The 25,505-nt window shown below is 71.0% G+C and carries 12 protein-coding genes and 18 pseudogenes; 23 read left to right on the forward strand and 7 right to left on the reverse strand.

Annotation, left to right across the window (positions count from 1 at the left end):
• The 3 genes and pseudogenes from StrepF001_RS39585 to StrepF001_RS50255 form a co-directional block, all read left to right on the forward strand.
• Nucleotides 1-1,313, forward strand: a pseudogene (locus tag StrepF001_RS39585) (M14 family zinc carboxypeptidase); the annotation flags it as partial.
• Nucleotides 1,310-1,579 carry a hypothetical protein gene (locus StrepF001_RS39590; RefSeq protein ID WP_346656995.1) on the forward strand — a complete coding sequence of 90 codons (270 nt, stop codon included), beginning with the start codon at nucleotides 1,310-1,312 and terminating at the stop codon, nucleotides 1,577-1,579. The pseudogene StrepF001_RS39585 and the gene StrepF001_RS39590, both read left to right, overlap by 4 nt.
• A pseudogene (locus StrepF001_RS50255) lies at nucleotides 1,549-1,617 on the forward strand (serine protease); the annotation flags it as partial. The gene StrepF001_RS39590 and the pseudogene StrepF001_RS50255, both read left to right, overlap by 31 nt.
• 222 nt (nucleotides 1,618-1,839) lie before the next feature.
• Here the strand turns inward: StrepF001_RS50255 and StrepF001_RS39595 are convergent.
• The 3 pseudogenes from StrepF001_RS39595 to glgX form a co-directional block, all read right to left on the reverse strand.
• A pseudogene (locus tag StrepF001_RS39595) lies at nucleotides 1,840-3,066 on the reverse strand (M14 family zinc carboxypeptidase).
• Nucleotides 3,067-3,224: 158 nt separating this feature from the next.
• Nucleotides 3,225-5,538: pseudogene (gene treY, locus StrepF001_RS39600) on the reverse strand (malto-oligosyltrehalose synthase); the annotation flags it as partial.
• 91 nt (nucleotides 5,539-5,629) lie between these two features.
• A pseudogene (gene glgX / locus StrepF001_RS48895) lies at nucleotides 5,630-7,701 on the reverse strand (glycogen debranching protein GlgX).
• A 494-nt stretch (nucleotides 7,702-8,195) separates the two neighbouring features.
• Here glgX and StrepF001_RS48900 point away from each other — a divergent pair.
• From StrepF001_RS48900 to StrepF001_RS48905, 5 genes and pseudogenes are all read left to right on the forward strand, one after another.
• Nucleotides 8,196-8,414: a hypothetical protein gene (locus tag StrepF001_RS48900; RefSeq protein ID WP_240797903.1), complete on the forward strand. Its 219-nt coding sequence runs from the start codon at nucleotides 8,196-8,198 to the stop codon at nucleotides 8,412-8,414.
• 334 nt (nucleotides 8,415-8,748) lie between these two features.
• A pseudogene (locus StrepF001_RS39615) lies at nucleotides 8,749-10,044 on the forward strand (copper amine oxidase).
• Nucleotides 10,045-10,126: 82 nt separating this feature from the next.
• Nucleotides 10,127-11,383: pseudogene (locus StrepF001_RS39620) on the forward strand (SAV2148 family HEPN domain-containing protein).
• A gap of 98 nt (nucleotides 11,384-11,481) precedes the next feature.
• A pseudogene (locus StrepF001_RS39625) lies at nucleotides 11,482-12,216 on the forward strand (3'-5' exonuclease).
• A gap of 67 nt (nucleotides 12,217-12,283) precedes the next feature.
• A pseudogene (locus StrepF001_RS48905) lies at nucleotides 12,284-12,460 on the forward strand (LysR substrate-binding domain-containing protein); the annotation flags it as partial.
• Here StrepF001_RS48905 and StrepF001_RS39635 read toward each other — a convergent pair.
• Entirely contained in the window at nucleotides 12,441-13,127 is a 687-nt protein-coding gene (locus StrepF001_RS39635) for a TetR/AcrR family transcriptional regulator (RefSeq protein WP_129802969.1), read from the reverse strand. The pseudogene StrepF001_RS48905 and the gene StrepF001_RS39635 overlap by 20 nt on opposite strands.
• Here StrepF001_RS39635 and StrepF001_RS49825 point away from each other — a divergent pair.
• From StrepF001_RS49825 to StrepF001_RS49855, 12 genes and pseudogenes are all read left to right on the forward strand, one after another.
• A pseudogene (locus StrepF001_RS49825) lies at nucleotides 13,010-13,300 on the forward strand (hypothetical protein); the annotation flags it as partial. The gene StrepF001_RS39635 and the pseudogene StrepF001_RS49825 sit on opposite strands and share 118 nt — an antisense overlap.
• Nucleotides 13,197-13,469, forward strand: a pseudogene (locus tag StrepF001_RS49830) (biotin carboxylase N-terminal domain-containing protein); the annotation flags it as partial. The pseudogenes StrepF001_RS49825 and StrepF001_RS49830, both read left to right, overlap by 104 nt.
• Before the next feature lie 229 nt (nucleotides 13,470-13,698).
• The gene (locus StrepF001_RS49835; protein ID WP_276322885.1) at nucleotides 13,699-13,959 is read left to right on the forward strand and encodes a hypothetical protein; all 261 of its coding nucleotides are present in this window, start codon (nucleotides 13,699-13,701) and stop codon (nucleotides 13,957-13,959) included.
• Nucleotides 13,960-14,020: 61 nt separating this feature from the next.
• A complete protein-coding gene (locus StrepF001_RS49840; RefSeq protein ID WP_276322886.1) occupies nucleotides 14,021-14,347 on the forward strand; it encodes a hypothetical protein in 327 nt (108 codons plus the stop codon).
• A 142-nt stretch (nucleotides 14,348-14,489) separates the two neighbouring features.
• On the forward strand, nucleotides 14,490-14,801 hold the full coding sequence (locus StrepF001_RS48920; protein ID WP_240797904.1) for an acetyl-CoA carboxylase biotin carboxyl carrier protein subunit: 312 nt from the start codon (nucleotides 14,490-14,492) through the stop codon (nucleotides 14,799-14,801).
• A gap of 93 nt (nucleotides 14,802-14,894) precedes the next feature.
• Nucleotides 14,895-15,206, forward strand: coding sequence for a hypothetical protein (locus tag StrepF001_RS46700; RefSeq protein WP_129802972.1), 312 nt, complete (start codon nucleotides 14,895-14,897; stop codon nucleotides 15,204-15,206).
• A complete protein-coding gene (locus StrepF001_RS46705; RefSeq protein WP_206307101.1) occupies nucleotides 15,203-15,346 on the forward strand; it encodes a hypothetical protein in 144 nt (47 codons plus the stop codon). The genes StrepF001_RS46700 and StrepF001_RS46705 overlap by 4 nt, the downstream gene beginning before the upstream one ends.
• Nucleotides 15,347-15,470: 124 nt before the next feature.
• Nucleotides 15,471-15,758, forward strand: a pseudogene (locus tag StrepF001_RS49845) (hypothetical protein); the annotation flags it as partial.
• Between the two features lie 100 nt (nucleotides 15,759-15,858).
• The gene (locus tag StrepF001_RS49850; RefSeq protein ID WP_276322882.1) at nucleotides 15,859-16,380 is read left to right on the forward strand and encodes a carboxyl transferase domain-containing protein; all 522 of its coding nucleotides are present in this window, start codon (nucleotides 15,859-15,861) and stop codon (nucleotides 16,378-16,380) included.
• A 48-nt stretch (nucleotides 16,381-16,428) separates the two neighbouring features.
• Complete coding sequence (locus StrepF001_RS48925; RefSeq protein ID WP_240797905.1) at nucleotides 16,429-16,668, forward strand: hypothetical protein; 240 nt, start codon at nucleotides 16,429-16,431, stop codon at nucleotides 16,666-16,668.
• Between the two features lie 58 nt (nucleotides 16,669-16,726).
• Nucleotides 16,727-17,500, forward strand: a complete 774-nt coding sequence (locus StrepF001_RS48930; protein ID WP_276322883.1) for an AMP-binding protein — start codon at nucleotides 16,727-16,729, stop codon at nucleotides 17,498-17,500.
• Nucleotides 17,497-18,126, forward strand: coding sequence for an AMP-binding protein (locus StrepF001_RS49855; RefSeq protein WP_276322884.1), 630 nt, complete (start codon nucleotides 17,497-17,499; stop codon nucleotides 18,124-18,126). Before StrepF001_RS48930 ends, StrepF001_RS49855 begins: the two co-directional genes overlap by 4 nt.
• Before the next feature lie 9 nt (nucleotides 18,127-18,135).
• Here StrepF001_RS49855 and StrepF001_RS39665 read toward each other — a convergent pair.
• Nucleotides 18,136-18,997, reverse strand: a pseudogene (locus tag StrepF001_RS39665) (aminoglycoside phosphotransferase family protein).
• A 340-nt stretch (nucleotides 18,998-19,337) separates the two neighbouring features.
• Between StrepF001_RS39665 and erm the strand changes: the two are divergent.
• A pseudogene (erm, locus tag StrepF001_RS39670) lies at nucleotides 19,338-20,114 on the forward strand (ErmE/ErmH/ErmO/ErmR family 23S rRNA (adenine(2058)-N(6))-methyltransferase).
• 7 nt (nucleotides 20,115-20,121) lie between these two features.
• Nucleotides 20,122-21,334, forward strand: a pseudogene (gene mgt / locus StrepF001_RS50260) (macrolide-inactivating glycosyltransferase).
• A 66-nt stretch (nucleotides 21,335-21,400) separates the two neighbouring features.
• Here mgt and StrepF001_RS39680 read toward each other — a convergent pair.
• A pseudogene (locus tag StrepF001_RS39680) lies at nucleotides 21,401-23,657 on the reverse strand (MMPL family transporter).
• Between the two features lie 474 nt (nucleotides 23,658-24,131).
• Here StrepF001_RS39680 and StrepF001_RS39685 point away from each other — a divergent pair.
• Nucleotides 24,132-24,685, forward strand: a pseudogene (locus tag StrepF001_RS39685) (DUF1697 domain-containing protein).
• A 143-nt stretch (nucleotides 24,686-24,828) separates the two neighbouring features.
• On the opposite strand, the pseudogene StrepF001_RS39690 reads toward StrepF001_RS39685, so the two are convergent.
• Nucleotides 24,829-25,505, reverse strand: a pseudogene (locus tag StrepF001_RS39690) (sirohydrochlorin chelatase); the annotation flags it as partial.

Genomic DNA, 25,505 nt, shown 5'->3' on the forward strand with positions numbered 1-25,505 from the left:
TCGACGAGCTGGGTGCACGAGCGGCCGCCCTCGTCGCCCGCCACCCCGTACCGCCCGGCTGCGCCGCATCGGCGTCTCCCGCGCGGGTACCCCGCTGCACCTGCTGTCCCTCGGCCACGGCCGCCGTCAGGCCCTGGTCGTGGCCGGACCGCACGCCAACGAGCCCGTCGGCGGCGCCACCGCCCTGCGCCTGGCCGGGCAGGTGCTCGCCGACCGCAGCCTCACCGACGGCGCCGACGTCACCTGGAACCTGCTGCTGTGCCTCGACCCGACGGACTGCGCCGCAACGAGAACTGGCTGGCGGGCCCGTACAGCCTCGAGAAGTACTTCCGGCACTTCTTCCGCCCCGGCTTCCTGGAACAGCCCGAATGGCTGCCCGAGGGCGCGGACGGAGCCGTCCTGCCGGAGACGCGTGCCCTGCTCGCCCTCCAGGACGAACTGAAACCTTTCTTCCAGGGCTCCTGCACGGTGTCGACATCGGCGGCGGCTTCGTCGAGCTGACCCGCGACCTGCCCGGCCTCGCCCAACGCGTGGCCCGCGCCGCGGCCCGCTTCGGCATCCCGCGCGAACTCGGTGCCTACGACACCCTGTACTGGCCGAGCCTGGGACCGCCGTCTACCGGATCCCTCGCCGCGCCGGGGCGATCTGGCCGCGGCCATCACCGAGGCCGCCGTCGAGTCCACGTGGTACCACCCGCACCGGCACGGCACGGTCACGGCCGTCGTGGAGGCGCCCATGTGGGGCGTGGCGGCCGTGGAGGACGGCTCCGTGCCTGCCGACCGGACGGGGCGCTGCGCACCGTCAGCCGCACGCTGCGCCACGACACCCTGCTGCTGCGGCGGCTCCTCGCGCGCGTGCGCCCGCATGCCGCCGCGCTCCCGGACGCCGCACGCCTGCTGGCGCCGGTCGACGACTACCTGCTCGTCTGCCCCGGACTCGCCGACGCCTGGGACCCCGACCTGGGCGACCGGGCGCGCCGCTGCGCCGCTCAGCAGCGCCCACCTGGCCGCCCTGCGCATCGCCGGGCGGCGCCTCGCCCTGCGGACGGCCGGACTGCTGCACCAGCTCGCCACCGCCACCGGTGACGACCCGGCCGGTGTGCTCCCGGAGCTGGACCCGCTCGTCGACGCGTGGTGCGCCGACTACCGTGACGACTGCGGGGCCCGCTGGATCCCCATGCAGCGCCAGGTCGAGTACCAGTCACAGGTGGTGCTCGACGCGTTCGAACTGGCCCTGCGGCACGCGTCCGCGACCTCCCGTTCGGGTGATCCGGGCTGGGGACCCGAGCCGGTCGTGCGATGCATCGGGAATGACGCACATCCTCACAGCGAACGTAGTACGGGGCGTTCTGCCGGCGGCGGCCGCACTGCTCGTCGTCGGCGTGACGCCCGCACAGGGGACGGTCCAGGAGGCCCGCACCGGCGACTGGCTCTACCTCACGGTCACCCGGGGCGACGCCCGGTCCGGCGAACCACGAAGCACCCTGCTGCGGTGCGACCCGCCCAGGGACACCGACGGGCCGCCGAGGCCTGCAACCAGCTCGATGCGGTGGACGGCGACATCGGCCGTATCCCCCTGAAGGACGGCTACTGCCCGATGGTCTACGCGCCCGTGACCGCCCACGCGCGCGGACGGTGGAAAGGACGGCCGATCGAGTACCGGGAGACGTTCGCGAACCTGGGTGGCCCGTACCGGTGCGGTGTTCGTGCAGGACCGTTGACGCCGGGGGGAAAACCCGGCACGCGCGCGTGGAGCGGCGTCGCGGCGCTTCGGCGGCCAGGGCCTGTTGCGAGAGAGGCGTCGCGCGGCAGGCGCCTCTCTCGCAACAGGCCCTGGGCTTCAGCCCGATCGTTCGCGCGCGTGCAGGGCTGCCGCGACGACCGTGCGGGACTGGTGCTCGACCTGATGCTCCAAGGGCAGCGGGCGCGGAAACGCTCGGCGAAGGCGTCGCTCCACATCGCGACGAGCCGCTCGAGGCGTGGTGCCGCGCGGTCGTCGTTCTCCTGAAGGACCCGCAACAGCATCGCCGCGCAGCGGCAGGGCAGGGGCGAACGCGTCGACGCTGCCCACATACGCGCGCGTGTGGTCGGCGGGTGGTGTGTGCCTCCAGTCCGCGGCCAGCCCGGCACCAGCTCCAGCGCCCACCTCGCGGCCCGTAACGGGGCCCGTCGACACCCTCCAGACGCGGCTGCGCCTCGTCAAGCACCCGCTCCACCTCCAGGGTGTCCCGCAGCAGCCGGCTCGCGAGGCGGCGCATGCCGCGGCCGGCGCCGGATGCGAGCCGGGTCGTCCACCAGGTCGCTCGCCACATCGGCACCTCCACGACCGCGGTCAGACCACCGTAGCGGTGCACGTGGTACCAGGTGCTGCGCCGTGCGTCGTCCGGCATGCTCGGTACGCCGCGCGAACCGGGACCCGGCATCACATGCACCCCGGCCCGCCGCGGGCCAGCCGGCGGCGTCCGAAGCGCCCGTCTCCACCGGAATGTGCAGCTCCGCCGCCGACTTGGCGAACGGCTCGGCCAGGCCCGGGACGTCCTTCGTCAACTGCACCCAGCTGCCGCCCAGGTCGGTCCGTGCAGGGTCACCTGGAGGTACGGGCGCAGCTCGTCGATGACCCCGGTCAGGGCACGCGTCTCGGGCGGCAACCGGTCCGGCGGCAGCACGGCCGGCGACCACTCCGGCTGCTCCGGGCCCGCGGGCCGGAAGAAGCCGAGGTGGTAGTCGAGCAGGCTGCGCGGCGCCGGCGTCACGTGCAGGCTCGCCCCGTCCGGTCCGCGCACAGCAGGAAGTGCCAGGACACACCGGAGCGCAACGGGCGTTCGTGCACGACCCGTTCGGCGAGCGTGAGAAGTGTGGAGCCCCCGGTCGGCTCGTTCGCGTGGGCGCCCGCGACGACCAGGACGGCGCGCGGGGCGCGGCCGACGGACAGCAGACGCAGGGGGCGGCCGCCGCGGGAGACGCCGACCTGCCGGAGGAACACAAGCGGGGGTGCTAGCGGCCAACGCCCGGGCGGACGACACGATTTCGGTCACGGTGGGTAGCGCAGCTCCGGCAGGAGACTCACCCCCGTCATGTTTCCGCCCGGCTTCGCACCCGCAGTACCGCACGGTCTCCGTGCGGTGTCAAGGACGCCGCGGGGAGGCGCCAGGGGGTCCCGGAGGCACACCGGCCGTGCCAACGGCTCCGGCGCCGGACCCACGGCTCCCCGCGCCCTTCAGCCCACCTCTCCAGCAGGGCGACCGGCAGTGGCGCGAAAAGGTCGTCCACGCGCGCGTGCCCGGTGAACTCCGCTCCGGAGCCAGTACGTCGGCCCAGCGACCCGGCGGCAGCGTCAGCCGCGTGTCACGCCAGCCGCCCGCCTCCGCCAGCCGCAGCGACAGCCGCGTGACGGCGGTGACGACCTCCCCGGAGCGCACGTACGCCGCACAGTGGGACGCCGCGGGCCCCTCGGCGGGCAGTGGCGCGTACGTGGCCGGTCCCCGAACACCTCCGGCCGCCGCTGCGCAGCCGCAGCGCCGCCCCGGTCACCGCCCCCTTGTCGCCAAGGTCCCCGGGCGGGAACCCGGCGGGCCGGCGATTGTCCGGATCGACCAGCGCGCGGTACTCGCCCTCCGTGCCCTGGTACAGGTCCGGCACCCCGGCATCGTCAGGTGGACCAGCGCGGTGCCGAGCATGTTCGCCCGGATGTGCGGCTCCAGCGTGCCGGAGGGCGTGCACCCGTTCGCCCGGGCCCCGCACGGCCCGCCGCGACGAACGCCGCCACCGCCTCCTCGTACGGGGGCTCCTGTTCCGTCCAGCTCGTGTACAGCCCGGCTTCCCGGATGTGCTTGAGCAGCGCCCGCTGCACCCGGTCCGGATCCGCCGGGCCGAGTCCGAACACCGTCTGCCAGGCCGCCCACGCGAGCTGGGCGTCCGGTACGCCCTCGCCCGTGCGGGTCACCTCGGCCAGCGTGTCCGCCCAGAGCTGCGGACACTCGGTGAGCACGGCCAGCGCCGCCCGCAGGTCCGCGCTGCGCTTGGTGTCGTGTGTGACACCACGGTCCCGGTGCCGGGCCAGTCGCGCTGCACGCGGCGCAGTAGGCGTGAAAGTCCTCCGAGGCATGGCGGGGCTCCCGGATTCCCGCCCACCTCGGTCGCCGACAACAGCGGCACATAGCGGTAGAACGCAGTGTCCTCCACGGACTTCGCGCGCAGCGCCGATGCCGTCTGCGCGAACCGGGCGCGGAACTCCAGATGGTCCGGACCGTCACGTGGCGCCCGAGCACCAGGCGCGCACCACGTCGACCGCACCGGCCTCCTCGGGCACGACGAAGGCCGCCCGGGCCTGCGCGGCGGCCTCCTCGGTGACGACGGAAGCGGCGTCGCCGGACTCGTACGGCCGGTAGACCTGTATCCGCACGAGCAGTTCCCGCAGGGCGGTGTGCAGCGCCCAGGGCGCGCGGTCGCGCAGCGCGGGATCCGGCGACGTGACGCAGAGCCGGCTCGCCACCCGGGTCAGCCGGTCCACCTCGGCGGCCAGCTCGTGCTCGAGCACCCGGTACGCGGCGCGGCGCACCGTCGCCTCCCAGTTCCCGCCCCGGTCCGTCTGGGGGGCGGCGAACCGCCGGTACTGGCCGAGGAGTTCCCCGGCGCCCGGGGATCCGTGAACAGGCCGTCGACGTGCCGCAGGGGTCGTAGCCCGTGGTGCCCGCGACAGGCCAGGAGGCCGGCAGGTGCTCCCCGTCGGAGAGGATCTTCTCCACGACCGTCCAGCGGCCGCCGGTCGCCTCGTGCAGGCGCTGCAGGTAGGCGTCGGGATCGGCGAGCCCGTCGGGGTGGTCGATACGCAGCCCGTCCACCACACCGTCGTGCAGGAGCTGCAGGATCTTGGCGTGTGTGGCCTCGAAGACCTCCGGTACCTCCACCCGCAGCCCGATGAGCTCCGAAATGCTGAAGAAACGCCGGTAGTTGAGCTCGGTACGGCCAGCCGCCACCACACCGGGCGGTACCACTGTGCATCCAGGAGCTGCGCACCGGCAGCTCCGGTGCCCTCACGCAGCGGGAAGGCATGGTCGTGTAGCGCAGGACGTCGCCGTCGACCTCCAGACGGTCGATCTCGGCGCCGAGCGGCTGCCCGAGCACCGCAGCAGCACCTGACCGCCCTGCGCCTCCCAGTCGATGTCGAACCACCGCGCATACGGCGACTTGGGTCCCTCCCGCAGCACCTCCCACAGGGCGCGGTTGTGCCGGGGCCATGGCCATGTGGTTCGGCACGATGTCCAGCACCAGCCCCAGGCCGTGCTCCTTCGCGGTGCGGGCGAGCGCGCGCAGTGCGTCCTCGCCGCCAGCTCGGCGCGCACGCGCGCGTGGTCCACGACGTCGTATCCGTGCAGTGAGCCCGTACGGCCTCCAGGACAGGGGAGAGGTGCAGATGCGAGACGCCGAGCGAGGCCAGGTACGGCACGGCCGCCGCCGCGGCCCCGAACGGGAACTCGGGCTGCAGCTGCAGCCGGTAGGTGGCCGTGGGCACCACCGGGTCAGGACGCTCAGGTGTCATGGAAAGCTACGTACCCGCCCCGCCGGGTTTCCTGTCATCGTCCCCTGCGCGTGAGTGACGAGCGCGGCAGCGGGCTCTCTCGAGTCCACACCTAGGCGGGCCGCTGCAACACCGTGAGACTGCGGTCCGGCAGTGTCAGACGGTCGCCGCAGCCACCTTCGCGTCCGTGCCGGGCGGCACCGCGTCGGGTCGGGCGGTGTCGACGACGACGTGCCACTGGTGTCCGTGATCGACCGGCACGACGAAGTCCAGCGCCTTGGGTGAGGCGTTGAACATCAGCAGGAAGGAGTCGTCGGTGATGCGTTCCCGCGCGCACCGGGCTCGGAGATCGCGTTGCCGTTGAGGAACACGTCAGCGCGGACGCCTGGGCGGACTCCCAGTCCCGTTGGGTCATCTCCCGGCCCTCCGGCGTGAACCACGCGATGTCGGACAGGTCGTCGTGGGTGCCCTCACGGGCCGCCCGTGGAAGAAGCGCCGCCTGCGGAAGACGGGGTGGTCCTTGCGCAGCCACACCATCGCGCGCGTGAAGTCGAACAGGTCGCTGCCGTCCTCGGGCCACACCACCCAGGACAGCTCGCTGTCCTGGCAGTATGCGTTGTTGTTGCCGCGCTGGGTGCGGGCGAACTCGTCGCCGTGGCTGATCATCGGCACACCCTGGGACAGCATCAGCGTGGCGATGAAGTTCCGCATCTGCCGGGCCGCAGCTCCAGCACGGCCGGGTCGTCGGTCTCGCCCTCCGCGCCGCAGTTCCAGGACCGGTTGTGGCTCTCGCCGTCGCGGTTGTCCTCGCCGTTGGCCTCGTTGTGCTTGTGGTCGTAGGAGACCAGTCGTGCAGGGTGAAGCCGTCGTGGCAGGTCACGAAGTTGATGGAGGCGAGGGGGGGCGGCCGTCGTCCTGGTAGAGGTCCGAGGAGCCGGTGAGCCGGGAGGCGAACTCGCGAGCGTGCGCTGCTCGCCCCGCCACAGGTCCCGTACGGTGTCGCGGTACTTGCCGTTCACTCCCCGTCCAAGGGGCGGAAAGTTGCCACTGGTAGCCGCCCTCGCCACGTCCCACGGCTCGGCGATCAGTTTCACTGCGACACGACCGGGTCCTGCTGCACCAGGTCGAAGAACGACGACAGCCGGTCCACCTCGTGGAACTGGCGGGCCAGTGTGGCGGCGAGGTCGAAGCGGAAGCCGTCGACGTGCATCTCGGTGACCCAGTACCGCAGCGAGTCCATGATCAGCTGCAGAACGTGCGGGGACCGCTGAGCAGGGGAGTTCCCGGTCCCGGTGGTGTCCATGTAGTAGCGGGGGTCGTCCGCGAGACGTAGTAGACGACGGGTTGTCCAGGCCCGGAAGGACAGCGTGGGACCGAGGTGGTTGCCCTCGGCGTGTGGTTGTAGACGACGTCCAGGATGACCTCGATCCCGGCCTCGTGCAGCGCGCGCACCGCCGACTTGAACTCCAGGACCTGCTGCCCGCGGTCGCCCCAGGAGGCGTACGCGTTGTGCGGGCGAAGAAGCCGATGGTGTTGTAGCCCAAGTTGTTCAGGCCCATGTCCACCAGACGGTGGTCATTGACGAACTGGTTGTACGGGCATGAGCTCCAGGGCGGTCACGCCCAGCCGTCAGGTGCTCGATGACCGCCGGATGGCGAGTGCGCATAGTGCGCGCAGTTCCTCCGGCAGCCCGGGGTGCCGCATCGTCAGGCCCTTCACATGGCCTCGTAGATCACCGTGTGGTGGTACTCGTGCGCGCCGCCGCCGGTCGTCGCCCCAGTCGAAGTACGGGTTCACCACACCGACGACATGGTGTGCGGGCGGAGTCCAGGTCGTTGCGCCGTCGGTGGCCCGAACGGTAGCCGTAGACCTCCTCGCCCCACTCGATCGAGCCGCTGATCGCGCGCGCGTACGGTCGAGCAGCAGCTTCGCGGAGTTGCAGCGCAGACCCCGCTCCGGGGCGTACGGGCCGTGCACGCGGTAGCCGTACCGCTGCCCCGGCATGACGCGGCAGTACGTGTCGCACGAACGCGTCGCTCTCCCGGCATTCCACCGCCGTCTCGGACCGTCGTCGTGCAGCAGACACAGCTCTACTCGGTCCGCGGCCTCCGTGAAGACCGCGAAATTGGTGCCGGCGCCGTCGTAGTGGCCCCGAGGGATATGCCTCTCAGGCCAGACCTGCATGGACACGACTCTTCCAGGTGTGCCGCCCCGTGGGGCCGCCTTGACACGAGTCTCCCCGAAAGTGATGGAACCCCTCCGGCTTACTGCCCTCTTACCGATCGACCAGTGCATACCCAGTATGCCGAACCATGGGGCAAACACGTACTCCCGAGGAGTCAGGGGAGTAGGGGGAAAATGTGCGCAAAGATAGTGCACCGCCATCTGGGCAAGGTGGTGGCCGGTCGGCCATTGCGGTGCGGTACCGCCGTGATGGTCGGCGTCACGCTGCCGGTACGGCGAGCGGACACAGTCCGGGGGACGGCCGGCCAGAGCGCCCAGCAGGCGCCCAGGGGCCCGGCAGCAGGGCCAGGCAGCGGTTCGCCCGTGGTGGAGGAAGCCCCGTCGAGGCGAGAAGGGCACGGGCCGGGACCCGCTCACCGACGACGAGATCGAGCAGGTCGAGGGATCGCCCTCAGCCGGCAGCTGCGACCTCCGGTGAGGACGTCGACGGGGCCGTGGCCGCAGCGACTGGTGTCGACCTCGCGGACCCGGAGGCCGCGAGCTGGACGACCGGACGCGCCCGGGCGCCGAGGCCACGTTCTACGACTACCGTCACGACACGCTCGTCACCAGACCGTCAATCTCGAGACGGGGAAGTCGAGCGGACCGGCACCCAGCAGGGCGTCCAGCCGCCGCTGACCCGCGCCGAGGCCACCGAGGCCGCCCGCTGCTGATCGCCGATCCACTGGCGCGGGCCTGAAGGCGGACTACAAGGACACCACCGGCAGGGAACTCACCTCGCCCGACCAACTGCTGCTCAACAGCATGGTCTACCGGCGTCGCCGGCGCCCAGCCCGCCGCACTCGACCAGTGCGGCGAGCACCGCTGTGTGCGGCTGTTCCCCAAGGTAAGAACGGGTCGTGGATCGACGCCCGTTCCCTGGTGATCGATCTGAGCGCCCGCAAGGTGGCCGAGCTCGACCGCTGAGCCGCCGCGCTCGCGCCGAAAGCCAGTCCACTTTTCCAACTTGCTCCATGGAGCAAGCCTTCCGCAGGGAGTCACTTCGTCATGCCCGTGATCAGAAACAGCCGTGCCCGCAGGCGGACGGCCCTGGCCCTCGCCGTGGCCGGGCTGGCCGCCGGCACCACGACCGGGCGGGTCCGGCCGCGGCCCAGCCCAAGGCCGCCCCGGCCCCGGCGGCCGAGTGCAGCGCCGCGTACCGCATCGAGCAGAAGCTCTCGACCGGCACCACCTGGCGCATGTGCTGGCCTACCACAAGGAGGCCGGCCTCGTCCTGGAGCACATCTCGTACCAGCCGCCGGGCGAGTCCCGGCCCATCAAGTGCTGGCCACCGCCAAGCTCGGGCAGATCCACGTGCCGTACGACGACGGCAAGAACGAGTACAGCGACCTCACCAGGCCGGTTTCGGTCAGGGCCTGATGGACCTGGCGCCCGGCGAGTGCCCCGGCGGCACGATCAAGACCGTTCGGGTCCCCGAGGCCTGGGACCCCTCCCGCGAGAACGTCAAGGGCTGTGCACCACGACCCGTTCGCGTGGCCAGCCTACCGCATGCAGGGCGACGCGCGAACAAGGTGTTCCAGAAGCAGGGCAAGGACCTGCTCGTCTACACCGTCAACCAGGTCGGCTGGTACGAGTACATCACCGAGTGGCGCTTCCAGGACGACGGCACGATCAACATGAACGTCGGCGCCACCGCACCCTCGCCCCCGAGGACTACGACGCCGGCGACGGTCGCGGCTGGCCGATCGGCAAGGCGCCAAGGACTACGCCACCAGCCACAGCCACAACGTCTTCTGGCGGCTCAACTTCAACCTCGACGGCTCATCCAAGGGGAAGATCGAGCAGTACGACTCCAAGGTCAGCGCGCCGCGGCGGGCCGCCGGCACCGAGCAACAAGACGACCCGCACCCCGGTCACCAAGGAACTCGCGGCGACGCCAGGAACATGCGCTGGTGGCGGGTCGTCAGCGCGACCGCAAGAACAAGGACGGTCACGACCGCTCGTACGAGATCGTCCCCGGCCCCAGCGCCACGTACCCCGGGCGCGGCTACACCAAGCACGACGTGTACTTCACCGAGTACAACAAGTGCGAGCAGTTCGCCAGCGACAACCTGCCCAACTGCGGCGCCGGCCATGGAAAGTCCGTCGACAGGTGGTGAACGGACAGGCCCTCAAACACCCCGTGGTCTGGGTGAACATCGGCTTCCACCACATAGCGCGCGACGAGGACCAGCAGCCATGCCGGTCCACTGGCAGGGCCTGTCCATCGCCCCGCGTGACGTGACCGCTATGAATCCGCTCACGCCGAGGGAGCTGGCCGATCAGAACGGGCACGTGGAATAAGGAAGTTGGGAAACGAGCCTGTCCATCCGGCTGCACCGCCGACCGCTCCCGGAGTACCCTTCCTTGATCGTTGAGACGGGGAGTGCTCGGGGGACGGAACGGTGCGCGGGTGGCTGGGAGGCTGGAGCTGCCCCCTGGTGACGAGGTCACGAGGGAACTCCGCAGACGTCCCGCCCGGCACGGTGTCCCTGGCCCGGCCGATGGAGACCCACTCCATCGGCCCCGAACTGGACTGGGACGCCGACGCCTGGCGCGAGGTGCGTACGCGCGCTCAGCGGCCGGCCGCGCCTACATCTGGCTGAACCTCGTCGAACAGCGGCTGCGCGCGGTCGTGGCCGCGGTGCTGCGCCCCATCTACGAACCCGTCCACGGCGACGACTGGGTGGTCGCCGCGGCCGGGCCGGCCGGGCAGGAGTGGGTGCAGCGCGCGGTCGCCGTGCGCGAAGTCAGTCGCCGCAAGGGCTACTTGCTCGACCCGGCCGACGACAACGTCCTCAGCTTCCTCACGCTGCCGCAGCTGCGCGAGCTGATGGTGCAGCACTGGCCGTGCTTCGAGCCGTACATCGACGAGCGCCGGGACGTCGAGCTGGCCATGGACGAGCTGGAGGTCACCCGGAACGTCGTCTCGCGCAACCGCGCCCTGTCCGAGGCGGTGCTGAACCAGGCCGAGCGGGCCTCGGCGCGCCTCCTCGAGATCCTCGGCACGGGCGGCGACGTGCCGTCGGCGCGCAGGCTGCCGGTCGACGCGGTCGAGGACCTGGTCGGCGACCGGTACGCGGACGTGGTCGCCGTGCACTCCGACCGGGTGCGGCTGCTGCGCCGGTTCCCGCCGAGGACATCTTCGGCGGGGCGCGCCGGCTCGACGCCATCGGGATCGGCCTCAACCTGCTCGTGCAGAACTTCTCCGGCCGGCGGCTCATGCGCCTCGCGGAGGCCGGATGCCGGGTGCGGCTGCTGTTCCTCAACCCGGCCTCCAGCGCGGTGAAGCGGCGCGAGCGTGAACTCGGCATCAAGCGGGGTGAGCTGAGCCGCGCGATCGAGATGAACATCCTGCACATGCGCCGGGTGCGGTCCCGGCTGCGTGACCCGGGTGCCTTCGAGATCCAGGTCTTCGACGAGACGCCCCGCTTCACGGCGTACCTCGTGGACGGCGACGGTTCCGACGGCATCGCGGTCGTGCAGTCCTATCTGCGGCGGACGCGGGGCTGGAGGCGCCGGTCCTGGTGCTGCGCAACGGCAGCAGGGTGGTCAAGTCGGACGAGATCGACGAAGGTGGCTTTTCCCGACGTACCGCGAGGAGTTCGAACTCATGTGGGCGGATTCGCGGCCCGTGTCCTGACCGCCCACTGCGGAAGCGGAATGCAGTCCTCTGATTGTCAGTGCGCATGGGAAGGTGGAGACCACTGGGGGAACGCACCACCAAGAAGGGGGCCGCCCATGGGCTGGCACCGGGAGCTGCTGATCGGCTTCGACCTGGAGACGACCGGGACGGATCCGCGCGAGGCGCGCATCGTCACGGGGGCCGTGATCGAGGTCAGGGACGGGCAGCCCACAGGGCACAAGGAATGGCTGGCGGATCCCGGCGTGGAGATCCCGGCGGACGCGGTGGCGGTCCACGGGATCAGCAACGAGCGCGCGGCCGCCGATGGCCGCCCCGCCGACCAGGTGGCGGACGCCATCGCGGACGTCCTCGTGGCTACTGGAAGACGGGCGTGCCGGTCGTCGCCTACAACGCGGCCTTCGACCTGAGCCTGCTCTCCGCCGAGCTGCGGCGGTACGCGCTGCCGTCCCTGCGCGAGCGCCTGGGCGGCCTGGACCCCGCTCCGGTCATCGACCCGTACACCATCGACCGCTGGGTCGACCGCTACCGCCGCGGCAAGCGCAACCTCGAAGCGGTCTGCCGGAGTACGGCATCACACTCGACTCCGCGCACGACGCCTGTGCCGACGCCCTCGCCGCGGCCCGGCTGGCCTGCGCGATAGCCACCCGCCACCCAAGATCGCGGCCCTCGGCCCGGCGGAACTGCACCGCCGCCAGATCGAGTGGTACGCCGAGTGGGCGGCGGACTTCCAGAGCTTCCTGCGCCGCAAGGGCGACGCGACCGCGGTGATCGACGGGACATGGCCACTGAGGGAGCCGGCGGGGGAGCCGGTGACGGGCGAGACGGTCTGAGCCCCGGAGCGAGATCCTGCCGTCACACCGGGGCAGGCGCCGCGATGCGCTCGATGCGGGGCGTGCCTTGGTCGCCCACCGCCTCGACCATGCCCCGCCATGGCCGGACACGGTGGCCACGACGACGCTGCTGCGCGAGCCGCTGGACGTGGCCATGCCCTCCGACCACCCTCTGGCCGCCAAGCGCCGCGTCACTCCGCGCGACGTGGCCGACGAGCCGTGGGTCACCGTGCAGACAGCGACACACAAACCTCGGCCCATTCGGCGTCCGTGCAATCACACTGCAGAAGAACCGAGGGGGACTCCGAGCAGACGCAGGTACATCGCGGTGAGATGCGCAACCGCCTCGGCCCGGGTACTCGGTTCCTTCGCAACGCCCGGGGCGAAGACCGCGACCATGCCTCCGGCCGCGGTGGCCACGGCCTCCGGCGGTGCCACCGGGTCCGCCATGCCCCGCTGCGCCAAGTGCGCGATGTAGCGCGCACCGCGCCCTCGCGGGCGGTATGGATCTCCTCCCGGAGGGCGTACATCGCCGGATCGGTGATCGCCTGGTGCTCGAGGACGGTGAGGAAGGCGAGGTTCTCGACGTACGCGTCGAGGTAGGCCGCGATCGTCGCCTCGGCTACGGCGTAGGGATCCTCGGCATCGAGACCGTCCAGCTCCTGCGCCGCGAGGAACCGGTCCCGCACCTCGCCGGCCAGCACGCCGAAGACGGCCTCCTTCGACGCGAAGTAGACGTAGAACGTGGCACGGCTGACCTCGGCCGCGGCCGTGATGTCGGCGATCGCGGTGCGTGCGTAGCCGCGCTGCTCGAAGACCGATCGCGCCGCCCGCAGCAGCTGGGCGCGGGTGGCGCTGTCCTCGCGGTCGAGCTTCTCCCGGGTGTTCCACGCCTTCTTCGCAGTCGCCATGCGTCCACCCTATTGACGTTGACGTCAATGTCAACACATACTCGCTGCGCGCGGACCGCCCCGAGAAGGATGAATTCCTTGAGCAGTGTTCTGATCGCCAATCGGGTGAGATCGCCGTCCGGATCCACCGGGCCGCCGCCACACTCGGCCTGCGGACCGTCGCCGTCTTCTCCCGCGAGGACCGTGACGCGCTGCACGCCCGCCTGGCGGACGAGGCCCATCTGCTGGCCGGGGAAGGTGTTGCGGCTACCTCGACGCGGGCCGGATCGTGGAGATCGCCCGGCGCGCGGGTGCGAGCTGGTCCATCCCGGTTACGGATTCCTGAGCGAGAACGCGGAGTTCGCCCAGGTCTGCGCCGAGGCCGGCCTGACCTTCGTGGGCCCCTCCCCGAACTGCTCGGTCTGTTCGGCGACAAGGCGCGCTCGCGTGAACTCGCTGCCCAGCACGCCGTACCGGTGCTCGCGGCGACCCCTGGCGGAGCGAGCCTCGAAGAGGCAAGGCCTTCACTACGGGCCTCGGCCCCGGTGCCGGTGTCATGGTCAAGGCGCTCGCGGGCGGCGGCGGACGCGGAATGCGCGCGGTGTTCGACGCGGACGAGCTGCCCTGGCCTACGAGCGCTGCCGGTCCGAGGCGGAGCGAGCCTTCGGCAACGGCGAGGTGTACGTCGAGCAGCTGCTGCCCCGCGCGAAGCACATCGAGATCCAGTCATCGGGACGGCACGGGAGCGGTGACCCATCTGTGGGAGCGGGAGTGCACCGTCCAGCGGCGTCACCAGAAGCTGATCGAGATCGCCCCCAGTCCCTGGCTGCCCGCCGGGACGCGGATGCGCTGATCAAGTCGGCGGTCACGATGCCTCGGCGACGCGCTACCGCGGGCTCGGCACCTTCGAGTTCCTGGTCGACGCCGACTCACCGGAGACCTACTACTTCATCGAGACCAACCCCCGGCTCCAGGTCGAGCACACCATCACCGAAGAGCTCACCGGCGTCGACCTCGTGGTCGCACAGCTGCAGGTGGCTGTGGGCAGGACCTGGCGGACCAGGACTGCTGCAGGACGACATCCAGGCTCCCCGCGGCTTCGCCATCCAGAGCCGGGTCAACCTGGAGGAGATCGCCCGGACGGTTCGGCGCGAGCCTCCGCAGGCACCCTGGCCGTCTTCGAACCGCCCGGCGGACCCGGCGTCCGCGTCGACACCACGGCCGCACCGGCCTCAGGGTGAGCGGGGCGTTCGACTCGCTGCTCGCCAAGGTGGTCACCCGTACGGTCCGCGGGACTTCGCCGACGCTGCTGCGCGAGCGGACAACGCCCTGCTGGAGTTCGCTGTCACCGGTGCGGCGACCAATGTCCCGCTGCTCCGGTCCGTGCTCCAGCACCCGGTCTTCCGCGACGCGGCGATGACGACCACGTTCGTCGATGACCACCTCGACGAGCTCGTCCCGGCGGACGCCGGGGAAGCCGGTGCTGCCCCCGATGCCACCGGGGACGGCGCCGTCCTTGCCGCCTCGTTCCCCGGCAGCGTCGTGGCCGTCGAGGTCCGAGCCGGTGACGAGGTGCGTGCCGGTGCTCCGCTCCTCGTCCTCGAGGCGATGAAGATGGAGCACGTCCTGACCGCCCCTTCGAGCGGCCGGTCCGCGACGTCCGGGTCGCCGTCGGCGTCGTCTCCGCGGGCTTGAGCTGGTGGTGCTCACGCCGGCCGATGTCGCGGACGAGGTCGGCGAAGAGGCCGCCGAGGTGGACTGGAGGAGATCCGGCCGGACCTCTCAGAGGTGATCGAACGTCACCGGATCGGCCTCGACGAGGCCCGGCCGCAGGCCGTGAGCGACGTCGGCGCACCGGGCACCGCACCGCACGCGAGAACCTCGCGATCTCTGCGGCCCGGACGCTTCACCGAATACGGCGCCCTTGTGATTGCCGCTCAGCGGCAGCGCCGGTCGCTGGACGACCTGATCGCCCAACGCCGGCGACGGTCTGGTCGCGGGCATCGGCCGGTCAACGGCGAGCAGTTCGGCGCCGACCGCAGCCAGTGCGTGGTGATGTCCTACGACTACACCGTTCTCGCCGGCACACAGGGAAGTTGAACCACAAGAAGACCGACCGGATGCTCGAACTCGCCGAAAGCGCCGGTTGCCGGTCGTGCTCTTCGCCGAAGGCGGCGGTGGCCGGCCCCGCGACACCACCTCCGCGTCCGGGCTGGACGTTCTCCACCATGGGCGTCTGAGCGGGCTGGTACCGACGGTCGGCATCGCATCCGGACGTTGTTTCGCCGGCAACGCGCGCTGCTCGGATGCTGCGACGTCATCATCGCCACCAGCGACACGACGCTCGGCATGGGCGGTCCGGCGATGATCGAGGGCGGCGGCCTCGGGCAGTTCCTCCCCGAGGAGTCGGCCCGATGTCGGTTCAGGTGCCCAACGGTGTCGTCGACATCCTCGTCGAGGACGAGCAGGAGGCCGTGGCGTCGCCAAGAAGTACCTCTCGTACTTCCAGGGCGTCGTGGACGCGTGGGACTGCGCGGACCAGCGCAGGTTGCGCACGTGATCCCGGAGAACCGGGTACGGGTGTACGACGTGCGCGAGGCGATCGATCTGCTCGCCGACACCGGCTCTGTGCTGGAGCTGCGCACCGAGTTCGGCATCGGCGTCATCACCGCCCTGGTCCGCATCGAGGGCCGGCCGATGGGCCTGGTCCGGACACCTCGGCGGCGCCATCGACAGCCCGGCGGCCGACAAGATGGCCCGCTTCCTCCAGCTGTGCGACGCACATGGCCTGCCCGTCGTGTCGTTGTGCGACACGCCCGGCTTCATGGTGGGCCCGATGCGGAGACGACGGCGACCGTCGCCACTTCAGTCGGCTCTTCGTCGCCGGGCCAACCTGAGCGTCCCCGTGTTCTCGGTGGTGCTGCGCGGCTACGCCTGGGCGCCCAGGCGATGGCCGGGGCAGCTTCCGCAACCCGGTGGCCATGGTCGCCTGGCCCACCGGCGAGATCGGGGGGGCAGCCTGGAGGGTGCGGTCCGGCTCGGCTACCGGCGCGAGCTCGACGCCATCGGCGACTCGGAAGCCCGGCAGCAGGCCTTCGACGAACTGCTCGCGGAGCAGTACGCCAAGGGAAAGGCGGTCAACGCCGCGACCGTCTTCGAGCTCGACGATGTCATCGACCCGGCTGAGACCCGCCGCTGGATCACCAACGCCTTCACACCGTACGCCGCCCGACCGTTCGACGGCCGCCGGAGGTCGTTCGTCGACACCTGGTGACGGTCCGCCGACCGACTGCTCGATGTTCTCGCTCAAGGAGGAGCAGGCATGAAAATCGAGGAACACCTGGAAGATCTGCGAGCCCGTCAGGTCAGGGTCCGCCCGCACGGCACGCCGTCCGAGGTCGTCTACCCGCTCGGCGAGATCTCCCTGCCCGAGCATGTCGCGCACTGGGCAGTGCGCTGTCCGGACCGCCCGGCGATCGTCTTCGAGGAGCGCACCGTCACCTACCGCGAACTCGACGACCTGATTCGGCGGGTCGCCGGGTGGCTCGACTCGGTGGCGTGACGGCCGGCGATCGCGTCGCCGTCCCACCTTCCAACAGCCCGCCAGTTCATCGTCCGTCATGCTCGCCATCTTGCGCCTCGGCGCGGTGCACGTGCCGGTGAACCCGATGTTCCGGAGCACCGAGCTCGCCTACGAGCTGGACGACAGCGGCGCCGAGGTCGTGGTCACCTTCGACACGCTACTGCCGCTGCTCGAATCGGTCCGCCGGCAGACCGCGGTTCGGGAGGTCCTCGTCACCTCGCCCACCGAGATGTCCGGCGCACCCGGGCAGTCCCGACCCGCGGTCCCCGAGGGGGCTTCGGTGCACCGCTGGGCGCAGGCCGTGGCACACGACCCCGTCGACGGACCGCCGACCGACCTCGACGCCCTGGCCGCGCTCAACTACACCGGCGGTACGACCGGGCTGCCGAAGGGCTGCATGCACACCCAGCGGCACATGATCTACACCGCCGCCAGCAGCGCGGGGGCCACCCGGAGGAATGCCGACAGCGGATACGTCGGGCTCTGCTACATCCCGGTCTTCTGGATCGCCGGCGAGAACCTCGGGATTCTCAACCCCCTGGTCCTCGGCGGCACTTCGGTGCTCATGGCACGCTGGGACCCGGCGAAGGTGCTCCGCGCCATCCACACCCACCGGGTGTCGACGATGGTCGGCACGGTGGAGAACTACCTGGAACTCCTCGACCAGCCCGATCTCTCGTCCTTCGACCTGAGCTCGCTCACCGACCCGATGGCCATGTCCTTCATCCGCAAGCTCACTCCCGAGATCCGGCACCGGTGGGCGCAGACCGTGGTGCCGACTCGCTGCTGCGGGAGGCCGCCTACGGGATGACCGAGACGCACACATTCGACGCGACGCCCTACGGCATGGTCGAGGACGACCGGGACCTGAAGGCGGAGCCGGTCTTCTGCGGCGTGCCCGTACCCGGAACGGATATCGCGGTGGTGTCCTTCGAAACCGGTGAGCCGGTGGAGATCGGCGAGGCCGGAGAGATCGTCGTCCGCAGTCCCTCGGTGATGACCGGCTACTGGAACAAGCCCGAGGCGACCGCGAAGCAGTTGCGCGACGGCTGGTTGCACACCGGCGACAACGGCCGGATCGACGAGGACGGCTGCCTGCACTACCTCGGCCGCGACAAGGACATGATCAAGGTCAAGGGCATGAGCGTGTTCCCGGCCGAGGTCGAGATGCTCCTGGGCCGCCACCCGGACGTGCACACGGCCGCCGTGGTCCCGGCCGATGACACCGCCAGGGGCCAGGTCCCGGTCGCGTTCGTCCGGCTTCGCCCGGGCACCGCCACGGATGCATCGGCCCTGCGCGCCTGGGCGAGCGAGAACATGGCGCCCTACAAGGTGCCACTGGTGGAGGTCGTGCACGAGTTCCCGATGACGGCGACCGGAAAGATCAGGAAGACCGAGCTGACCGACCGGGCCCAGCAACTCGCCAACCCCAGCTGAGCCGACCGCTCAGAACGAATACCACCGCACCGTCTCGTCCCCCTCCCGCAACGAAGCCACCCGCCGCCGAAACTCGACCAACGCCTTCGGATTGCTGGGCGCATGCTGAGCCACCCACGCACAACTGGCCGTCTCTCGTGCGCCACGCAGCACCGAACACCCCTCCCACTCCCGCACATCCCAGCCATATGCCTCGACAAACGAGTCATAAGCCGCCGCAGGCACCCCGTACCGGTCACGGGAAAGCACCATGACCACCAGATCGTGCTCACGCAGATCGGCGGAGAAGGTCTCCAGGTCGACCAGGCAGGACCGTCGGGTCCGACATGGACGTTCCGGGGGAGCGCGTCCCCGTGAATGGGCCCCGGCGGCAGATGAGGCGGCAGCCCACCCGCGGCCGCCGCGAACCCGTCCGCCGCTCACGCAGATACGCCGCGTCCGCCGGATCGATCGCGTCGCCCGCCAGCCGCAGCCAGCGCTCCACACCGCCCAGCAGCTCGCGGGGCGGCAGCTCGAAGGAGGGCGTGGGCAGGGCGTGCACGACCCGTAGCAGTTCGGCCAGGTCCTGTGGCTCGGCGGGCCGTACCGGATCGGGCAGCCGGTGCCACACGGTCACCGGGTGCCCCTCCACCAGCAGCGCCTCGGGTTCGGCCGCCCGCACCGCCGGTACGCCCGCCTCGGCCAGCCACACCGCGATGTCCAGTTCGCGCCGCGCCCGGTCGAAAAGCTCCGCGGCACGGCCCACCTTGACGACCAGGTCACCGGCGGCGAACACCGCGTTCTCGCCCAGGGCGAGCAGCCGCACGTCCGGCGCCGGACCGGGCAGTACCCCCGCCGCGACCAGTACGTCCCGCGCCCGTGCCTCGTCCATCGTCCGCCTCCGTGTCCCCGGCTGTCCTGATCCCCACCGCCCGCCAGTGTCGCATTCCCACAGGTCGGACGGCGTGGGGGCCGTCCCGCGGAAAATCCGTTGCCCGCCCCATCCCGGCCCGCCTAGCGTGCCGTACGTGGGACCCCATGCGATCTTCATCTCCGGTCACGGCCGGGGCTGCACGTACTCCATCCGGATGCGCCGCGGCTCCGGTGCCCTGACCGGCCCGGGGAGCAACACGCGCTGACGCCCGCGCGTTGGCGACTCCTCCATTTCTTCGTCTTCCGGTCGGGGCCTTCGTCTGCCCGTTTCCCGTCACGGAAGACAAGGACCGCAGGCCATGGGCCGCCCCACCCGCGTTTCCCGCGCGCTCTCGCAGAACTTCCTCACCGACCGCGCGCCGCCGCGCGCCTCGCCCAACTCGCCGTCCCGCGCCGCAAAGAGAGCCTCTGCTGCTCGAAGTCGGCGCGGGAAAAGGCGCGTTGACCGAGCTGCTCGCGCCGCGCTGCCGCGAACTGCACGCGTACGAGATCGACCCACGACTCGTCCCCGCCCTGCGAGCCCGCTTCTCGGACACATCCCACGTCCGCATCATCGGCGACGACTTCCTCACCGCACGTCCCCCGCGCACTCCCTTCTCCGTCGCAGGCAACGTCCCCTTCTCCCGCACCGCCGCCATCGTCGACTGGTGCCTGCGGGCACCCGCTCTCACCGACGCCACGCTCCTCACCCAGCTCGAGTACGCCCGCAAACGCACCGGCGACTACGGAAGCTGGACCCGGCTGACGATCCTGACCTGGCCGTGGCACGAGTGGCGGCTGGTCGGCCGGGTCGGGCGGCACAGTTTCCGGCCCGTGCCACGCGTGGACGCCGGGATCGTACGGATCGAGCGGCGCCGCACCCCACTGCTCGACGCCGGCACCCACGACAGCTGGCGGCGCCTGGTCGAGCTGGGCTTCTCCGGAGTCGGCGGCTCGCTGCACGCGTCGCTGCGCCGGGCCCACCCGGGGCGGCGGGTCGACGCGGCGTACCGCGTGGCGCGCCTTGACCCAGGGGTCCTCGTCGGCGAGGTGCCGCCGGGGCGTGGCTGAGGCTGCACGAGGTGCTGGCCCCGTGAAACCAGGTTGCACGAGACGTATCGTCTCGCCTATGGTCCTGACCATGACCCATATCGCCATGTTCTCCATCGCCGCCCACGGCCACGTGAACCCGAGCCTCGAGGTGATCCGCGAGCTCGTCGCGCGCGGGCATCGGGTGACGTATGCGATCCCCCCGGTGTTCGCGGAGAAGGTCGCCGAGACCGGTGCCGAGGTGAAGCTCTGGAACTCGACGCTGCCCTCGCCCGACGACCGACCCGGAGGCGTGGGGCACCACGCTGCTGGACAACGTCGAGCCCTTCCTCGACGACGCCATCCAGGACTGCCGCAGCTGATCGAGGCGTACGAGGGCGACGAGCCGGACCTCGTCCTGCACGACATCGCCTCCTACGGCCCGGGTCCTCGCCCACCGCTGGGGCGTGGCCCGCGATCTCCCTTTCACCGAACCTGGTCGCCTGGGACGGCTACGAGGAGGAGGTCGCCGAGCCGATGTGGAGGAGCCGAAGAAGACCGAGCGCGCCGGCCTACTACGCCGTTTCCAGAGCTGGCTGGAGGAGAACGGGATCCCCAGCATCCCGATCCGTTCGCCGGCGCCCGGCCCGTTCCCTCGTCCTGATCCCCAAGACGCTGCAGCCCAACGCCGACCGGGTCGACGAGTCCGTGCACACCTTCGTCGGCGCCTGCCAGGGCGACCGCAGCGCGGAGGGCGACTGGCAGCGGCCCGCCGACGCCGAGAAGGTCGTGCTCGTCTCGCTCGGGTCGGCCTTCACCAAGCAGCCCGACTTCTACCGGGAGTGCATCAAGGCGTTCGGTGAGCTGCCGGGCTGGCACCTGGTGCTCCAGATCGGCAAGCACGTGACCCGGCCGAGCTGGGGGACGTACCCGAGAATGTCGACGTACGCTCCTGGGTCCCGCAGCTGGCGATCCTCAAGGAGGCCGACCTGTTCGTCACGCACGCCGGTGCGGGCGGGCAGCCAGGAGGGCATGGCCACGGCCACTCCGATGATCGCCGTACCGCAGGCCGTCGACCAGTTCGGCAACGCGGACATGCTGCAGGCGCTCGGTGTCGCCCGCCACGTCCCGGCGGAGCAGGCCACCGCGGAAACCCTGCGCGAGGCGGCCCTTGCGCTCGTCGACGACCGGAGGTGGCCGCCGGCTGACGGACCTCCAGGCGGAGATGGCGAAGGAGGGCGGTACGCAGCGGGCCGCCGACCTCATCGAGGCCGAACTCCGGAAATAACAGGCACAACTGAGGGCCGTTGGTTCCCCAGGGGAACCAACGGGCCCTCAGTGCAAGGGGGCAGGGTCAGACCCCCATCCGCTCCCCCTCCACCGCCGGCGGCTGCGGTTGCCACCGCCTCGGTGGACTCGTCGTGCGTGAGGTCCGGCAGCCGGTGCAGCCACTTCGGCAGGTACCAGTTGCGCTCACCGAGCAGCGCCATCACCGCCGGCAGCAGCACACCGCGGATGATCGTCGCGTCGATCAGCACCGCGGCCGCCAGGCCCACGCCCATCTGCTTCATGGACTGCATGGACAGCGTCCCGAAGATCGCGAACACGGCGACCATGATGACCGCGGCGCTGTGACGACCCCGGCCGTGGTGACCACTCCGTGCTGGATCGCGTCCTTCGTGCTGCGGCCGCGCAGCCGCGCCTCGCGGATCCGCGAGACACGAACACGTGGTAGTCCATCGACAGGCCGAACAGGATCACGAACAGGAACAGCGGCAGCCAGCTGACGATGGCGCCGACGCCCTCCGCGCCCACCAGCGAGGCACCCAGCCGTGCTGGAAGACGGCGACCAGGATGCCGTACGCCGCACCCACCGACAGCAGGTTCAGCACGATCGAGGTGATCGCGACGGTGAGCGAGCGGAACGACAGCAGCATCAGCACGAAGGCGAAGACCACGACGAACGCGAAGACCGGGACGACGGCTCCGCCCAGTTGGTCGTTGAAGTCCTGCGAGCCGGCGACCTGGCCGGTGATCGGCGCCTCGACGCCGTCGACCTTGCCGAGCGTGGCCGGCCGTACCTCGTCGCGCAGCTTCTCCAGGCTCGCGCCCGCCTTGTCGAGGTCGGAGCCGCCGACCAGCGGGACGTATACGAAGGCGACGTTCATGTCGTCGTGCAGCTTTGATCTCCACCGGTCCGCGCGAGGCACCCGAACTGACCGCCCGCTCACGGAAGTCGGCGAGTGCGGACGTCACCTCGTCAGCGTTGATGTCGTCGGCCTTGACGACCACCTCGGCCGGCTCGGCACCGCCCGGGAAAGCCTCGTTGACGCGGTTGTACGTCGCCACGATGGGCAGGGAGTCGCCGAACTCCTGGTCCAGCGTGAGGTTCTGCGTCTTCATGCCGACCGCGGGAGCCGCGACGGCGAGCAGTGCGCCGGTCGCGACGACGACCGAGAGGACGGGCCGGCGAGCACACCCTTGAGCACGGCCGTCCAGAACCGGCTCTCACGGTTGCCGCGCCCCCGCTTGCGACGGAGCCGGCTCTCCGGGTGCAGGAAGGGGACCTTGCCCTTCTCGACCCGCCCGCCCAGCAGCGAAAGGAGGGCGGGCAGGACGGTGACGGACCCGACCATGGCGACCGCCACGACCATCAGCGACGCCAGCCCATCGCCTCGAACTCGGCGAGCCCGGTGAACAGCATGCCGGCCATCGCCACGCACACCGTGACACCGGAGACGATGATCGCCGGCCACTGGTGGCGGCGGCGACCCTGAGGGCGGTCTGCGCGTCCTGGCCGGCCTCCCGCTCCTCGCGCTCCCGGCGCAGGTAGAACAGGCAGTAGTCGACACCGACGGCCAGACCGACCAGCAGCATCACGGAGTTCGCGGTCTCGCTCATGGGCATCACATGGCTGACGACGCCCATCAGGCCCATCGTCGCCATGATCGCGGTGATCGCCAGCAGCACCGGCAGCAGCGCCGCCACAAGCGCGCCGAAGGCGATGAGCAGAATGCCGAGGGCCACCGGCACCGCGGAGTACTCGGCCTTCTGGAAGTCGTCCCCGAACGCGTCGTCGAACGTCTTCATCATGCTCGCGCCGCGATCTCCTCGATCCGCAGCGACTCGTGGTCCTTCTGGACGTCCTCGACAGCCTTCAGCACGGGCTCCACGCGCTCGCCGCGGTGTCCGCCTCGCCGCGCATGTCGAACTGCACCAGCGCGCTGCGGCCGTCCTTCGAGATCGTCTGTGTGTCGTACGGCGACGTCACGTCCGTGACCTTGCCGTGCCCTCGACTGCCTGGACGACCGCGGTGACGGCGGCCCGGAACTCGCTGTCCGTGGCCGTGAGCGAGCCGTCCTTCGCCTGGATCAGGACCGTCTCACTGGCCGGCTCGTCGATCCCGGCGTCCTCGACGATCTTGGCGGCGGTGTGTGTTTCGCCTTTCAGCTGGTCGCTGTCCTTGACGTCGACCCGGCCCGCCGCCGAACCGAGCCCCATCGCCAGGACGACGAACAGCACCCAGATTCCGACGCCGCCCATCGGTGCCGGGCGCTCCAGCCGCCTGCCCGGGCGGCGAGTCCCCGCACCCGTGTTTCTCCGTTCCCCATGACGGGCTGCCCCCTCGTGAGCGGCGGCGGCCCCCTGCCGCCACCTTTCGCTTCGAAGGTATGGGCCGGATAAAGCCATCTCGTCGTGCTGCCCGGTGAAGTGCCGGACGCCCGGGTCCTCCCGACGGCCTCCCTCCTCTCAGCACTGGGAGGACAGCGGCCCCCTACATCCATCGGGAGATGTCGGGGTCGGCGATCAGGGATCCCCTTCGCACCGTTTGTGATTACGAAACCTTGTTGAACAAGTCACAGGTGCGTGTAGGTGTTGATCCGGGCCCGCCCATCGGCCAGAGTTTCGCGCAGCCCGCACCACAGGACGCGGCCGTCGTGCCCGCCCCCACGGGGCACGACGGCCGCTTAGGGCCTGTCCGGCGGATCGGGCCGGCTCCAACGACCGACGACAACGCCGCAGATGGGCGTGCCAGGCCCCGCGATTCCGGCCTGATCCGCCGGACAGGCCCTAGGGTGGTGCGGGTGACGACGACGTATGCGCGGCGCTGCGGGAATCAACGTGGGCGGCGCCAAGAAGGTCCCGATGGCCGATCTGCGCACCCTGATGGAAAGCCTCGGTCACGACAGCGTGCGCACGTATCTGCAGAGCGGTCAGGCCGTGTTCACGAGCGAGCACGGCGACGCGGAGTCCTGGCCGCCGAGCTCACCCGGGCCGTCGAGCGGAAGTTCGGCTTCGCGTCGAGGTGATCGTGCGGGACCACGCCTACCTGAAGCGCGACAGCGAGGCCTGTCCCTTCCCGGCCGCCGATCTGGAAGCCAAGCAGCTCCACGTCACGTACTTCTCCGCGCCCGTCGACGCCGAACGCTTCGCGGAGATCGACCAGGAGGCCTTCCTCCCCGAGGAGTTCCGGCTCGGCGACCGCGCCCTGTACCTGTACGCACCGAACGGCCTCGGCCGGTCCAAGCTCGGCGAGTACCTGGCGAGACCGCGGCTGAACAAGGGCGTGATCGCCACGACCCGGAACTGGAACACGGTCGTCAAGCTGGTGGAACTCACCGAGCCGACGGCAGGGTGACCGTCCGCAGGCCGGGTGGGTCGAGTGCCGCGCCCTGAAGGGGCGCGGGGCTGTGCCGATATGCGGCTCCGCCGCGTGCGCGCGACCAGCCACGACGGCGCCGCAGATGACAGACGACATGGCGCGGCACTCAAGCGGAGCGCCTACGCGCCGACCGCCGCCCGCAGCGGCGTCCGCGCCCCGTCGTACCGTTCCAGCAGCACCCGTGCCACCTCCGGCGCCGGGCCGAGGACATCGGCGAGTACGTCCGCCTCGGCCGCGCCCCGCGCGATGCGGTCCGGCAGGAAACCGGGGCCAGGACGTACGGGGCGACGGCGATGCGCCGGCAGCCGAGCGCGCGCAGTTCCCGTACCGCGTCCTCGGTGCGGGGGAACCCCGCGGGGAGAACCAGCGGAGGCGAACGCAGGTCGCACGGCGCACCAACCGGTGTGCCGCCACTCCCGCGCGATTTCTGCGATCACTGCGATCGCCTCCGGGTCGGTGGAGCCCGCCGAGGCCAGCACGACCCCGGTCGAGGGCTTGTCGGCCGGCGTCAGGCCCGCCTCGTACAGCCGCGTTCGAGCGCCGACAGCAGCAGCGGGGAGGACCCAGCACCTCCGCCTGGCGGATCCGGAGCTGCCGCGGGCGCGTCCCGCAGGACCGCCGGGATGTCGGCCTTCGCATGGAACGCCCGGGTCAGCAGGAGCGGAAGGGCCACGACATCGCGGACACCCTCCGCTGCGAGAGACTCCAGCACGCGCTGCACGGACGGGACGTTGAAGTCCAGGAAACCGGTCTCACGCGCAGCCCCGGCCGCAGCGTCCGTACCCGCCGCACGAGG

Origin of the sequence: Streptomyces sp. F001 (assembly GCF_004187715.1) — a bacterium.
GTDB lineage: Bacteria > Actinomycetota > Actinomycetes > Streptomycetales > Streptomycetaceae > Streptomyces > Streptomyces flavusporus.

Bases quoted from the DNA above. Each gene is read 5' to 3' on its own strand.
- StrepF001_RS39590 (WP_346656995.1), top strand. From the start codon at position 1,310: ATGACGCACATCCTCACAGCGAACGTAGTACGGGGCGTTCTGCCGGCG.
- StrepF001_RS39635 (WP_129802969.1), bottom strand. From the start codon at position 13,127: ATGGCGACTGCGAAGAAGGCGTGGAACACCCGGGAGAAGCTCGACCGC.
- StrepF001_RS49835 (WP_276322885.1), top strand. From the start codon at position 13,699: ATGCGCGCGGTGTTCGACGCGGACGAGCTGCCCTGGCCTACGAGCGCT.
- StrepF001_RS49850 (WP_276322882.1), top strand. From the start codon at position 15,859: ATGGCCCGCTTCCTCCAGCTGTGCGACGCACATGGCCTGCCCGTCGTG.
- StrepF001_RS48925 (WP_240797905.1), top strand. From the start codon at position 16,429: ATGAAAATCGAGGAACACCTGGAAGATCTGCGAGCCCGTCAGGTCAGG.
- StrepF001_RS48930 (WP_276322883.1), top strand. From the start codon at position 16,727: ATGCTCGCCATCTTGCGCCTCGGCGCGGTGCACGTGCCGGTGAACCCG.
- StrepF001_RS49855 (WP_276322884.1), top strand. From the start codon at position 17,497: ATGACCGAGACGCACACATTCGACGCGACGCCCTACGGCATGGTCGAG.